Here is a 12,600-nt window from a genome sequence, read left to right as displayed (position 1 = left end):
TTTTAGTTTAGAAATAGTACCCGATGTTCAGGTTGAGGCGACTGTGCCATCGTGCATCGGGCGTACCTGTTGCCAGCGCTTCATCCCATACAGGCCCCAGCCAGGGATGATTTTTACCGGTGGCCCAATCGATATAAGTAAAGATGTGGCCTGCAGTGATCATACATCCCAGTACGTTCATCTGCGAGTTGTGAAACCCTTTGGCTTGTTTCTGCATATAGGAGTAGTCGTTATAAAACGTCAATGCGCTGACAGGCCCCCAGTGTACCGGTTGCGTATAGGACAAGGAGGCCGTGTGCAGAAACGCTTCCGACGCCACCTGATAGGACGAGCCATAGGCGGCCATTTCCACATGCTTTTCCAGTTGAGCCGAATCGGCCACATTGTACCGGTAATACATGGATTGCAGTTTAAGGTTCCAGCGGTCTTTATTCAGATTGCTGTGTACCGCTGCAGCCCAGTGGCTTCCCATGTTTCCGGAGGGGATGTTATACAATCCGCCCAGCATTACGGAAGCGCCTATACTGTTATTTTTATTCAGGAAATATTCCACGCGGGCATTTCCCTGATTGACTTCTTTGTTACGGCCTGCCACATCGTAGGAATAACGGCCGGGGTCGATGGCCGACTTATCGCCGAAGTTGAGTTCTTCTGCATTTTTGAAGAAGGCGAGCTGGTATAGCCAGCGGTTGGCGCGGCGTTCGAACTTAATCCCCATGTCGTAATCGTCTTCCTTTCCCACGTAGTATGGCAGGTTAAAAAACCAGCTATGGGAGTTGTAGGTAACATTACCGAAGGGCACCTGTGTAAGGCCTATATCGATGTGCGTACTGTCGTTGAAGTGGTACCGCACGTATCCTTCTTTGAGAAAACTGCCACCAAAATCTTTAGCGTAGAAGCGGTATTCAGCGTGCAGTGATAATTTTTTCCAGGAGGCGTCCGCATTGATGCGGAACATATCGAATCCGAAGTCGCCTCCTCTTTTCATTTGTTCCTTTTTCCAGGAAGAGAGGTTGTAATTGAACCGTAATGCACCTCCGATGTGAAAGGTGGGTTTATCTGTTTTTCTGGTGTCCGTACTATCCTGTGCAACAATAACCAAACTAGGCAAGAGAAGCAATAAGCATAGCAACAACCAATGCAATGATTTAATCATAGTCATCAATTATTTAATATGTTTAAGCTGATCTATTCCCGGGCGACATAGGGGACCTATGGGCATGCCACTGTACTGTTGACAGCGAGCGTAAAAGGAAAACCGGGCGCGAAATGGCCCGACAAATGATCAAATTTCCAATAAATATTGACCGTTATAGCGTAATGCGTTGTGCTCGGAAGGCACTTTAAACAGTCGGATTTTGCGTTAAGCTTTGCAAAAATACAAAAAAATGGCTCAGCTGCCAAGCATTTTTTAAAAAACATCAAACAACCTCGCAGAAGAGATTGTTATAAGGTCAGTTGAATTCCAATCTGTTCCAGCACAATTTCTTCATCATTAAACCCTACAATTATGTCATTTGACTTACTTGAAAGTGCAAAAAGTATTTTTAACAGTAATGTCGTTAGTCAGGCTTCCTCACAACTGGGAGAAAGCGAAGGCGGCATACAAAAAGCATTAAGTGGGATTATACCGGTCGTATTAACGGGGCTATTGAACAAAGCCGGTTCTGGTGGGGATGCCGGTGGTTTATTGAATATGATCAAAGGCGTGGCAGGCGATGCCAATCCATCTGCCGTGGCTGGTGCATTACAGAGCGGTGGCGGCGGTCTGCTGGCCAAGGGTGGCGATCTGCTGCGCAGCCTCTTTGGCGACAAAATCAGCTCTATTACCGGGATGTTGTCCTCCTTTGCAGGCATTAAGGAATCTTCTGCCAGCACGCTGCTGCAAACGGCCACACCCGCTACATTAGGCGTAGCCGGGCAATATGCGGCACAAAACAACCTCACTCCCAATTCTTTCCTTTCCTTCCTGAATACACAAAAAGACAGCATATTAAACGCCGTGCCCGGCGGGCTAAACCTGGCCGGCATGCTGGGCCTTTCCAGCCTGGGCGACCTTGGCAAAAAACTGGGTGGCATTGCCGCCGGTATCGGAGGCGCCGGCCTCGGCGCAGCTACAGCCGCCGCCAATACCGTTAAACAGGCCAGTGGCGGCCGTTGGATATGGTCGCTGCTACTGATTCTGGTGGCCATCATCCTGCTGTGGTACCTGATGAGAGGCTGTGGCGGCAACAAGCCGGAAAGCACCGCCGTTACGGACAGCATCACTACCAGTCAACTGGCCGATTCTGCTGCTACGCATGTAACAGAAGGTGGCCCGGTGGTGAGCCGCGAAAATATTCAGGTCACCCTCCCTGACGGTACCGTACTCCAGGCTTACAAAGGCGGTATTGAAGACCAGCTGGTAACGTTCCTCAAAGACGACACCCGCCCGGCCGGAAAAGATGTATGGTTTGATTTTGATAACCTCAACTTCAAAACCGGCAGCGCAGAGATCACCCCGGAAAGCATGCAGCAGGTAAAAAACATTGCTGCTATTCTCAAAGCTTTCCCTAAATCTAAAATCAAAATCGGTGGTTATACAGACCGCACCGGTGACAGCACCAAGAACCTGAAACTGTCGCAGGAACGCGCTACCGCTGTAGAAACGGCGCTCAAAAATGAAAAAGCAGATATGAAACAACTGCTTGGCGCTGAAGGCTATGGCTCGCAGTTTGCCAAAGCTGCCGCCACTGCTCCTGATGAAGAAAGGAAAAAAGACAGACATATCTCTGTGAGCGTTCGCGAAAAATAAACCACTATACAAATTACGAATTAGGAATTACGAATTACGAATTGAGGGCTGTCTTATAGAGCGGTTAATAAGTAACCTACCTATGAGACAGCCCTCAATTCGTAATTCGTAATTCCTAATTCGTAATTGACTTTATTCCTTTACCAGCACCATCCGGTTGCGGTCTGCCCGATAGATGGTAGTATAGAACTTAGCAAAGTCGTTGTAGTCAGCAGCCGGGAAAGTACCGGCTTTTCTTTGCAGTGTACGGATATACGTGATGGTATTGCCTTTCATCGTGGCCGTGGCGGTGTAGCTACCGAATTTTGTTTGCAGGGAAACCGGCGCCGGCAGGGACTCTGCTTTGTAACCGTCTGGCACGGTGATACTGACAGAATCGGTATCTGCAAATGCAAATTTCAGCACTACATCGGACTTCCGGGTACTATCAGGTTCCAGTTTACCGATCCCCCTGTTCAGGATATTGGGCACAATAAAAATACGTTTACCCGTCACCGTTGCATAGGCGTTACAATTGAGGTCCAGCTTTTCTTCGATCTCTGGAACAACGGCTGGTAGCTCCCTACACTCATATTTAGCCACATCATAGCTCGACAGGTCCAGGGATTTACGCATCACCTCCAGTTGTTTGTCTTTGCTGAGCGTATGCAGGACGCCATGCAGCTCGTCTTGCTGCTCTCCGCTGCGCATCGTCACCGCAGTCACCTTCAGGTTGCCATTATCCTGCATCACAGCATTCACCGTACGTATCTGCCGGTTGTCCTGCATCCCCAGTGCGGGCGTGCGCACCAGCTTTCCACCTTCTTCTGTAAGCAGTAATACGGCGCGATCTGATGTGAAGCTGCTCAGGTACCCGGCGGGGAGCGTACCACTGGTACATTCCAGCCAGGTGGTATCCTTGTCCGGTACACACAGGATCACGTGATCGAAGGCATCACGGGGAAACTTTTCATTGAGATATTTCTCACCCTCTCCTGAGTTGACCCAGGCGCAATACGATTTAATACCGGCTTCTTTCAGCAGCGCCATCATGTAGTTAGACAACGCCTTACAATCGCCATACCCTTTCGCTGCCACAGTTTTGGCATCGAAAGTTTGCAATCCGCCGATACCCAGTTGAATACTGATGTAACGGTAATTTTGCTGCATCCATTTATAGAGCGTCTGTATCTTCTGTGCTTTGGAAGACTGGCCGGCAGTCAGTTCCTGCACTTTCTGTTTGATATTGTCCGGCAACTCATCTCTGCCGGCATTGAGGATGTAGCCGAATTTGCCCAGTTCTTCCCAGCTGGAGCTATTGCCTTCGTAATCATCTATTTTAAAAGCGGAAGGCGATATCAGCACGTTGGCGCTCAGTTCCACAAACTCCCTGGAATAAGGCTCTTTCGTAAATGTAGGAACATTCTTTACCTCCCAGGTATATACCAGTTTCCCTTTTTCCGTCACGGCTGGTTTGTCGCTAACGCCGGAAGCCAAGTAACGCAGTTTGTAATCTGCCGGCGTTATCACAACGAACCGGGACGATTCCACCGTACAGTCTCTTTTAGGCTGCGGCATCCAGGAGCGGAGGTTTAGGGTGTTATTGAGCCGTTCTTCCACTTCATATTCCACCGTGTAGGGGTAAACGTTATGATAGAAGCGGTGCACTTTGTACCGGGTATCGGTCATCAGGCTACCATCACCGTCCACGCTCAGGTCTTTGATATCTGACTGTTTCAGCCTTTTCACGACTTTACCGTCTGCATCGTATAATGCGCCACTGATAGACCTTACATCGGTCTGTTTGCTGTAGGCCCGTACCAGCGTGGTAGCATCGGCACCTTCCTCATCCAGCACCGTGAGCGCATAACGGGTAACGATGTTTACTTCTTTGACGCCGGAGATGGTCTGGGTGATCTCCTCAAACCGTTTTACCAGGTGGGCATTTTTCTGCATAGCATCCGGAATGGCCTTTACAGGATATACCGGATCACCGGCCATCAGCCTGGTACAGCAAAACAATGTGGCTGCAAGGGATGACAATATTTTATACATGGAGATTACTTTTTCTTTTTTAACACGATCTGTTCTGCCTGTTTTTTCACGATCAGATCAAAAAACTCACGCAGGGAAGGATAGTCTTCCGGTGCAAAGTTGGCTTTGTTGAGTTTCACGCGGCAACGCAGCTGGATATGGTTGTCCTGCTGCTGGATCAGGTACTGGAAAACGCCTTCGTCTTCGTTGTACTTCGCCATAGCTGATTTCGGGATTTCATCTACTTCGTATCCTTCCGGCACTTCCATGTTAAGCGAGTAAATCTCATCGAACACCGCTTCCATTTCAACCGGGAATTTGCGCTCCGCTGATTTGAAGGCATTCGTGCGGTTGGCTTCCGTAAACATGGGGTTGAGGTATATCAGTTGATCGTTGTCCAGTTTGATTTTAAAGTCAAACTTCAACATCACCGGAGACTCCAGTACTTTCAGGTCTTCAATCTCTTTATTGGCCAGTTCTATTTCACCTACAAAACCCTTGCGTACTTTGTCGAAGAACTCGTCCTGATTTTTCTCCTTTACTATTTTGCGGACCTTGTAGGATTCAAAGTAGGTCGGCCTTTGCTGGAAAGAACCTTCCAGCATACCATTTTCCACCTTGCCGAACATCACGCTGGTAAATTTCTGCTCACGCAGGGAGTCTGCTTCGAAAGACACGCCATTAGCTTCTTCATCCACAATACGGGCAGGCCCGTTGTAGCAGCGGGGAGAGAGGCGGGCGTACCCCAGCATCGGGTCGGAAGCGTCGAGGCTGACGAACTTATCATCGTAACGTACCCCGGCGATGGTATAGTTAAAGCGGGACAGCAACGGATAAAACGGATAGATATGGCCATTATCACGGGTACTGAGGATCACCGGATAAGCATTCAGTTTGGCTCTTTTCAACATGGCTACCAGCAACAGGTTTACTTCCGCAGCCGTACCGTTTTTACTATTGAAGATGGTTTTCAGGCTTCTGTAAATCCATACGCCCGAGTGCTCCGTACAGGTAAAGTTGCTCCTTACCCAATGATAGATGGCAGTCGCTTTTTCTTCCTCTGTTTTGGCGTCCTTTATCAAACCGTCCACCACATCGCCCAGGAAGCCGTTGTTATTACCCAGTGCGGAACCGAAGTTTTCGTCTTTCATCAGTTCTTCCATCAGTTTGGGCCAGGTGCTTCTGATGGGCTTGGAAGGTGAATTAGGCCAGTTGATGGAAGACAGCTGGAATTCCATCCGGTTGACATAGTTATCCGTAGTAGTGATAAAATCTTCGTCGCGGATAGCCGGTGCATCTTTCAGCGACCATTTATAAATGGTGACATTGGGCGTCAGCGTTGTCACGGTAGTAGGACCGGTATTGCCGCCATAACCATTGTTGCTCTGTGATCGGAAAGTCAGGGTAGTACGGCTTTGTTCTTTGGAGGACTCGAACTTCTCGTATCCCTGCGGGATCTGGATATAGTCGAAATATTCCGGGATGCCCACGCTGTATTCACTATAGCGGACAGGGTATTCTCCCTGGAAGTCCCAGGCACGCAGGTATTGGTAATAAGGAGAATAGATGGTGTAGGTGTACTCGATAATGGAGCCTTCTTTCACAGCAGGTATCGCGAATTTTTTCACGACGATATTTTTATCCTGTTTGTCGGTGAAGATGTTTTTGCTCTCCATTTTTGTTTCCACTACTTCTCCATTTTCGAGGTTGTAGGCAGAGGCTTTCAGGTTGCGCACTTCTTCCTCGTCGGAGCTGCCTTTATACAGGTTAATTTTTACCGTAGCCAGGTCGTAGGCATTTTTGTCGATGATTTTGATACGGGCATGGACTTTAAACACCATGCGGAACCAGCTTCCATCGGATTCAAAGCGGGACGAGCCAATCCTCGAGAGGATGATAGCGTGCGCTCCGGAGTCGCCGGCGATGGGGGCTACAGTAAAATCTTCTTTGGAAACTTTGCCATATTTAATTTTAGCGCCATCCTGCGCAAGGGTTGTTACGGCACACAGACAACCCAGTACAAAGGTTAATAAACCGGATTTGCGATTCATACAGGTATAGGGGATTGAGCAACGAAGATAACGGAAATTATGAATCGCTTAAATGTTATCCGTAATTTTGCGGGGATGAACAACACCTTATATATCAAACAGCTGGCGACCGAACTGGGCTTCGACCATTGCGGCATTGCAAAGGCGGAGCAGTTGGACGATGATGCGCGCCGGCTGGAGCGCTGGCTCAATAAGGGGATGCATGGCAACATGCAGTATATGGAGAATCACTTCGACAAGCGGATAGATCCCCGTAAACTGGTAGAAGGTGCGCAATCCGTGATTACGCTTTTATTCAATTACTTCCCTTCAGAACGGCAGCGGCCGGACGCGCCGCAAGTTTCCAAGTATGCCTATGGGCAGGACTATCACGAGGTGATAAGGGCCAGGCTCAAAACCATGTTGTTGCGCATGCAGGAACACATCGGGCCGGTGCAGGGACGCGGCTTTGTAGACTCCGCACCGGTGCTGGAGCGCAGTTGGGCACGGCGCAGCGGCCTGGGCTGGATAGGCAAGAATGGTAACCTCATCCACAAGCAGGCAGGCTCTTTCTTTTTCATTGCCACCCTGATCACGGACATCCCGCTGGAATATGACAGTCCGGTGGGCGATTACTGTGGCACCTGTACCCGCTGCCTGGATGCCTGTCCCACCGGCGCGCTGGTAGCGCCCGGCGTGGTGGATGGCAGTCGCTGTATCTCTTATTTTACGATAGAGCTGAAAGAGCAGCTTATCCCTGAAAAGATGCAGGGACAGTTTGACGGCTGGATGTTCGGGTGCGACACGTGCCAGGATGTTTGTCCCTGGAACCGTTTCTCCAAGGCGCACTCCGAAGCGGAGTTCACGCCGGTGCCGGCCATTCTCAATTTCAGTACGCAGGACTGGGAAGACATGACCGAAGAAGCTTTCCGGGAAATTTTCCGGCATTCCCCGCTAAAACGCAGTAAGTACGCCGGTATCCGGAGGAACCTTCACTTCCTGAACCCGAAGCCCTAACGTTGGGCTGGTAGCTGTTTTTTGAGCCAGGCCGTGAGCGCAGCGGCTGCCTCGTAGTTGCGGTATTCGGCCGGCAGTCTTTTTCCGTCCACATATTCGTTGTAGAACCAGGGATCGCCGACGGCGAAAACGGTGCCCTTCCCTACTTTGGCCACTGCCATAATGTTGTAGCCGTTATCTTTAAACACGGCTTTGGCAGGCGCTTTCAGCGTGAGCGTGGATAATTCCTTAATATATACTTTCCCTACTCCGGGGAAGATCTCATGGTTTGGTGGCAATATAAATGCGCCCTGTTCCCAGTTGCGCCCCTGCACGCGATTGCGGCTATCGCCGTTGAAATGAATGCCAAACTGCTCACTCAGCAGATTGAAATGATCAAATTCCGCATTGAGCGAATCGTTCTGCAGCAGTACCAGGACACCTCCCGCTTTTACCCAGTTGTAGATAACTTTAGCTGCCGCCGCATCCATATAATGAGGAGCGGGCGATTCCTTGTCGGTATCCGGGTCGATGATCATATAGATATCTGATCCCTGAAGATTGGCAGCCGTAGGTGCGTCATGGAGGGTATCGCGGCGGATGCCGAGGGAGTCGAAGATATGGCCCCATATGGACAGGCCGCCACTGTCATCTTCGTCCCAGATGTAGTGCCAGCGGACAGTATTACCGGCTTTATCTTTTTTATGTTCGTAATTGTAGTGGTAATCCAGCGTCACCACCGGTTGACGGTGGGCCTGTTGCGCGCTGGCAGCGAGGGTTGCCAGCAGGCAGCCGGATATGGCAAAGAGGAAACGTTTTATCATCACATGGAATTAGGCCTAAAAAGTACAGATTATCCTGATCAAAGGTTGATACTATCGTATTAAATTATCCGCATATATTGTTAACAAGATTCATTCATCTTTTAACAAAATAATATCTGCTAAATACTTGACAATAGATTTAGCATGACCTACTTTTGTACCCGATAAATGCTTTCAATCAATTATATATATCCCGGCTTTCGCCGGAAGATAATCTGATTCAACTTTTTATGGACCTGAGTGCCATAACGTGGAATTTTAGAACTTATCGCTACGATCAAATATAGTACAGCATTTCGAAAGACATACTTTTGTGTATGTCTATTTTTATGTCAAAAAAACGATAGTAAATGACAGTACAGGAGTGGGAAGAGTACTTTTCCGGCAAACAGCTTCCGGAAGAAATCAGGCTCGACGACGCTACGGTAATTAAGAATCCACGGCAGTGTATAGATAGCCATCTCGCAGTTTTGAAGAATAGCGGAAACAACTCCACCTTTTCAGGATTTGAAGTCCGGCTTGAAGCTATCAGAAAGCATTTAGAGCAGCAGGGCTAAGACACGGTGATCGGCGGGAGGTCCGGCACTTCAATAGCATTTAGAATTTCTTGAACATTTTCATGAGCTTTTCTGACTGAGACAACTGGGTGAAATGTGAACACCTCATTCGGTGCCTGGTAGCTGGTCACTCGTTGAATGCCAGCATCGTCGAGATCTGGGTTAATCCACTCCATTGCCAGTTCTTCTGTAAGGATTAATGGCATCCGGCCGGCAAAATCCCCGGAATTATGTATTTGGCGAAGCACACTGTTAGCTTCGGTGGTAGCCAGATTAAACGTTTTGGCTTCAGTAGTCGTTCCATAGTCCCATTTCCCCTCGGGATTTTTCGTCGGAACCATTGACTTCGCCCACAGACCTGCTATAAAGAAGGGCTTACCTCCCTCTGATATATAATAACAAACTTTAACTAGTTCTGTCTTGGGCCCTTTCTTCGTCTGCTTTTCCTGTTCGATTTGCCGGTATTCAAAGAAGCCGGTAATAGGAACGATGCAGCGTTGATGCCGGATAGCACTCCACATACTCTTACCATCCAGAAATTTTTCGGAACGAGCGTTTAAATACTTCTGGCGTTCCATTCTCAACTTGTCTGGCGTGTCAAGTATTTTCGGTACCGGTCCCCAAATAAATTCGTCCAGCTCCGGACCATCCCCCTCGTCTACAACTACCGGCCATGGATTAAATGACATTCCCAACTGATGATAGGTCGGCTGAAACTTGACCAGTTTCTTTGCTTTGACGTTTGGAACGAAGTCCAGAAATTCGCGGATGCTAATTTTCAGGGAGATGTCGTAGCACATGTGTTATAGTTTTAGGAGGTCTTCTAAAGATACCACTTTTTCGGAGCCATCCGGTCCGGACAGCAGAACAGAGAGAACACCATATTGTAAGATGATTTCCGCTGAGATGTGCCCATCCCCGCTGCGCCATTTGGTCTTGGTACGGACGTATTGCTTTATGATCGGAAGCAGCTCCTTTCGAGGGGCCTTTTGGTGAGGTGCCAAGATTGCGATGTACACCCGGTACCCTTCTGGTTGGCCTGCTGCCTTTCTCAACCGCTCTACCTCTTCAGGGTGGTGGGTCTGGTAAATGTACTTCCGCCGATCAAACTGAATGTGCTGAAAATGAGCGTTGGCCTCAGCTATATCCCTGTATGGGCTTAACAACAGGCTATCTTTCGCCCCTGCAACCATTCCTTGCGGGTAACTCTGAAGAACAAAAAACCGGTATCCCGCCTGCAATAGCGCTTCCAATATCTCGGCCGTAAGCAACAGGAGAGGATTTTCCATACAAAATTGTTATTCAGGGAAATGAATGATTTTGAGATCTTCAACCCTCTGGTTAAATTGTGCTGACCAGTACCAGTCCTGACGAGTACTATAATACACCCATCTTTTTACAGGTACCCCATTTACAAAGAAATCCCAGTCGCTTTCAGTGGTCTGCCTGGACCGCCTCAATTCTACTCCACAAAGTGTGGTTAGAGTTTCATCGATTAAATCCAACTCATAGTCGATAAGAGCTGTCACATGATCAATGTCCTCAAGGGTTAATGCTTCGTTGTTACTAACTTCCCAGCCAAAGTATTTGTTCCCAAATTCGTCTATTTTCTCGTTCTTCCTTATCTCGCAAACGACTCGCTTTTCAATACTGACATGGAAATAAAATTGATGCCAAGCACCTGTTACCTGGGATATTTCAATGTGCTTTTTCTCTCCACCAAAGAAGGCGTAATAGCGAATATCAATCCTACACATGCTAATAATATTAGTACCAAACAAAGACAAAAGCCCCGGAACCATAGGTTAAAAAACACATAGGATTCCGAGGCCTTAGATACGTCTTTGGCGAAAATACTAAAATATTTAGCAAGTCAAAGGAAATATGTTTCGATAGCGTGAGCAATGCCGTCCACCAGGTCTTCCATGCCTTCAGGGAGATCAGCGGACACTGCTTTAAGATGGCCGTTTTCAGGCTTAAACAACATCTCGCGCCCATTCACATTGGTACTGTAGGTAATTTCTCCCCCCTCTTCTTTAGGGGAAATATGGTAGGAAACACCATTCACGATAAGTTCAAACGTCTCCATGGTCGAGATCTTTGGTAAGTTCGGAGATAGTCGTTTCTAATCCATTGGCTAGTTTACATATCGTTAAAAACTCCACATCTTTCAATCCTCTTTCTATCTTGGACAACGAGGTATTTGGCACACCAGTGCGCGCTTCGATATCCCTCAAGGAAAGTCCCATTGCCTTCCTGAGCCTACGAAGTTTAATTCCAAGCTGTTTTAATACTTCCTTTTCATTCATCTGAACGAAAGATGGAAGAAATAATCATAAATTTTGCGATACTAGAGTATCGCAATTCGAAATTTTACTATATTCGTTTATCTTTGCCTCCCCAAAAAAACATTGAGGCATCGCTTTTAACCTGTCCTCACCGACCAAGTATTAAGGAAACAGGGTACAAAGTGAGGCCCGCGACCTCTGTGCGCGGGCTCTTCTTTGTCGTTTCCTGCCTTGGTCGGTGAGGGCGACACTGTAAGAGTTCCGCGCATTTTTTATTTCTTCCCGCGCGGAGTTTATAACCATAAACTCCCTCAAAAATGTCCAGCGAACATAAAAATGACCCATTTTACTTTCTCGGAATAATACAAGGAATTTGCATTGTACTGGTTCTTTGTGCTTTAGCAGGGGCTGTCCTATATGGCGTAATCAATTCATCCATAAAAAAAGAGAACGATAGATCCGGGGTGTCTACCCAGGATAATAGAAAAGCCGCCCTGAAAAGAGCGGCCGAAATCTGACATTTAATATGTTAACCCGGCGCAATATACTTTACTGTTAAAGTATGATTCTGTCCATTTTTGTTCACTGATTTACGACTGTTCACTGTGTTCACTGACGGCCAAATGCGCATCTGTGTTATAATTTTGGTAAAATCCTAATCGTATGAAAAAGCTATTCTTTCTATCTGTACTCTCCCTTTTACTGGGGTTCACTCCATTTTCAAATGCTCACTCTGCAGAAACCACGGCCGGCCTGACAAAAAGAACACAGGATATTTGGTTTGAGATAACATATAAAACATCTGGATTATATGTCATGAGTGGTCATATAACCATAAATGGAGTTTGGAGAAACTTTAGCTACGGCGGAATAATTGTTCAGGCCAATATTGGTGACAGTTATACAGCTAGTGATTTATTGTACTACTATAGCGATAGTGGTACTATAACTAGCGAATCCATGTTTATTCAACTTCGTTAAACAAAAAAATCCGCCGGTCATGGTCGGCGGATTCTTTCTGCAGCGCCTTTATACACGGTACAGGGTGGTAACCGCCGCTAAGGTGCCGCACTGGTACGCAGCGTATATGCGTTAAAA

Annotated in this window: 13 protein-coding genes; 4 read left to right on the top strand and 9 right to left on the bottom strand. The window is 47.6% G+C overall.

The features are described 5' to 3' along the window. Positions 1-7: 7 nt before the first annotated feature. The gene (locus ICL55_RS22420) at positions 8-1,111 is read right to left on the bottom strand and encodes a porin (RefSeq protein ID WP_223151547.1); all 1,104 of its coding nucleotides are present in this window, start codon (positions 1,109-1,111) and stop codon (positions 8-10) included. Between the two features lie 399 nt (positions 1,112-1,510). Between ICL55_RS22420 and ICL55_RS22415 the strand changes: the two genes are divergently transcribed. Further along, positions 1,511-2,794 carry an OmpA family protein gene (locus ICL55_RS22415; protein WP_188101557.1) on the top strand — a complete coding sequence of 428 codons (1,284 nt, stop codon included), beginning with the start codon at positions 1,511-1,513 and terminating at the stop codon, positions 2,792-2,794. A gap of 132 nt (positions 2,795-2,926) precedes the next feature. Here ICL55_RS22415 and ICL55_RS22410 read toward each other — a convergent pair whose 3' ends face one another. Together ICL55_RS22410 and ICL55_RS22405 are read right to left on the bottom strand one after the other, a co-directional pair. Further along, positions 2,927-4,828: a DUF3857 domain-containing protein gene (locus tag ICL55_RS22410; RefSeq protein WP_188101554.1), complete on the bottom strand. Its 1,902-nt coding sequence runs from the start codon at positions 4,826-4,828 to the stop codon at positions 2,927-2,929. A gap of 5 nt (positions 4,829-4,833) precedes the next feature. Next, entirely contained in the window at positions 4,834-6,858 is a 2,025-nt protein-coding gene (locus ICL55_RS22405; RefSeq protein WP_188101552.1) for a DUF3857 domain-containing protein, read from the bottom strand. A gap of 75 nt (positions 6,859-6,933) precedes the next feature. Here ICL55_RS22405 and queG point away from each other — a divergent pair, with 75 nt between their 5' ends. Beyond that, positions 6,934-7,854 carry a tRNA epoxyqueuosine(34) reductase QueG gene (queG, locus tag ICL55_RS22400; protein WP_188102000.1) on the top strand — a complete coding sequence of 307 codons (921 nt, stop codon included), beginning with the start codon at positions 6,934-6,936 and terminating at the stop codon, positions 7,852-7,854. Here the strand turns inward: queG and ICL55_RS22395 are convergent. Further along, positions 7,851-8,657: a DUF4350 domain-containing protein gene (locus ICL55_RS22395; RefSeq protein WP_188101550.1), complete on the bottom strand. Its 807-nt coding sequence runs from the start codon at positions 8,655-8,657 to the stop codon at positions 7,851-7,853. The genes queG and ICL55_RS22395 overlap by 4 nt on opposite strands. A gap of 350 nt (positions 8,658-9,007) precedes the next feature. Between ICL55_RS22395 and ICL55_RS22390 the strand changes: the two genes are divergently transcribed. Continuing rightward, positions 9,008-9,214, top strand: a complete 207-nt coding sequence (locus tag ICL55_RS22390) for a DUF6965 family protein (protein ID WP_188101547.1) — start codon at positions 9,008-9,010, stop codon at positions 9,212-9,214. On the opposite strand, the gene ICL55_RS22385 is transcribed toward ICL55_RS22390, so the two are convergent. The 5 genes from ICL55_RS22385 to ICL55_RS35660 all read right to left on the bottom strand — a co-directional run bounded on the left by ICL55_RS22385 (position 9,211) and on the right by ICL55_RS35660 (position 11,523). Beyond that, entirely contained in the window at positions 9,211-10,014 is an 804-nt protein-coding gene (locus ICL55_RS22385) for an SOS response-associated peptidase (protein ID WP_188101545.1), read from the bottom strand. The two genes, ICL55_RS22390 and ICL55_RS22385, sit on opposite strands and share 4 nt — an antisense overlap. Before the next feature lie 3 nt (positions 10,015-10,017). Next, the gene (locus ICL55_RS22380) at positions 10,018-10,503 is read right to left on the bottom strand and encodes a hypothetical protein (RefSeq protein WP_188101543.1); all 486 of its coding nucleotides are present in this window, start codon (positions 10,501-10,503) and stop codon (positions 10,018-10,020) included. A 9-nt stretch (positions 10,504-10,512) separates the two neighbouring features. Continuing rightward, the gene (locus ICL55_RS22375) at positions 10,513-10,971 is read right to left on the bottom strand and encodes a hypothetical protein (RefSeq protein WP_188101541.1); all 459 of its coding nucleotides are present in this window, start codon (positions 10,969-10,971) and stop codon (positions 10,513-10,515) included. A gap of 116 nt (positions 10,972-11,087) precedes the next feature. Next, positions 11,088-11,303 carry a hypothetical protein gene (locus ICL55_RS22370; protein ID WP_188101538.1) on the bottom strand — a complete coding sequence of 72 codons (216 nt, stop codon included), beginning with the start codon at positions 11,301-11,303 and terminating at the stop codon, positions 11,088-11,090. After that, positions 11,290-11,523 (bottom strand): helix-turn-helix domain-containing protein, encoded by a 234-nt coding sequence (locus ICL55_RS35660; protein ID WP_188101537.1) that lies wholly within the window; start codon positions 11,521-11,523, stop codon positions 11,290-11,292. The genes ICL55_RS22370 and ICL55_RS35660 overlap by 14 nt, the downstream gene beginning before the upstream one ends. Before the next feature lie 642 nt (positions 11,524-12,165). Between ICL55_RS35660 and ICL55_RS22360 the strand changes: the two genes are divergently transcribed. Continuing rightward, a complete protein-coding gene (locus ICL55_RS22360) occupies positions 12,166-12,483 on the top strand; it encodes a hypothetical protein (RefSeq protein ID WP_188101534.1) in 318 nt (105 codons plus the stop codon). The last annotated feature ends 117 nt before the right edge of the window (positions 12,484-12,600 follow it).

The organism is Chitinophaga varians (assembly GCF_014529945.1).
GTDB classification, from domain to species: domain Bacteria; phylum Bacteroidota; class Bacteroidia; order Chitinophagales; family Chitinophagaceae; genus Chitinophaga; species Chitinophaga varians.
This window is presented reverse-complemented; position numbering and strand designations above follow the sequence as displayed.

Bases quoted from the DNA above. Each gene is read 5' to 3' on its own strand.
- ICL55_RS22370 (WP_188101538.1), bottom strand. From the start codon at position 11,303: ATGGAGACGTTTGAACTTATCGTGAATGGTGTTTCCTACCATATTTCC.
- ICL55_RS22395 (WP_188101550.1), bottom strand. From the start codon at position 8,657: ATGATAAAACGTTTCCTCTTTGCCATATCCGGCTGCCTGCTGGCAACC.
- ICL55_RS22375 (WP_188101541.1), bottom strand. From the start codon at position 10,971: ATGTGTAGGATTGATATTCGCTATTACGCCTTCTTTGGTGGAGAGAAA.
- ICL55_RS22415 (WP_188101557.1), top strand. From the start codon at position 1,511: ATGTCATTTGACTTACTTGAAAGTGCAAAAAGTATTTTTAACAGTAAT.
- ICL55_RS22410 (WP_188101554.1), bottom strand. From the start codon at position 4,828: ATGTATAAAATATTGTCATCCCTTGCAGCCACATTGTTTTGCTGTACC.
- ICL55_RS22360 (WP_188101534.1), top strand. From the start codon at position 12,166: ATGAAAAAGCTATTCTTTCTATCTGTACTCTCCCTTTTACTGGGGTTC.
- ICL55_RS22405 (WP_188101552.1), bottom strand. From the start codon at position 6,858: ATGAATCGCAAATCCGGTTTATTAACCTTTGTACTGGGTTGTCTGTGT.
- queG (WP_188102000.1), top strand. From the start codon at position 6,934: ATGAACAACACCTTATATATCAAACAGCTGGCGACCGAACTGGGCTTC.
- ICL55_RS22390 (WP_188101547.1), top strand. From the start codon at position 9,008: ATGACAGTACAGGAGTGGGAAGAGTACTTTTCCGGCAAACAGCTTCCG.
- ICL55_RS22385 (WP_188101545.1), bottom strand. From the start codon at position 10,014: ATGTGCTACGACATCTCCCTGAAAATTAGCATCCGCGAATTTCTGGAC.
- ICL55_RS35660 (WP_188101537.1), bottom strand. From the start codon at position 11,523: ATGAATGAAAAGGAAGTATTAAAACAGCTTGGAATTAAACTTCGTAGG.
- ICL55_RS22380 (WP_188101543.1), bottom strand. From the start codon at position 10,503: ATGGAAAATCCTCTCCTGTTGCTTACGGCCGAGATATTGGAAGCGCTA.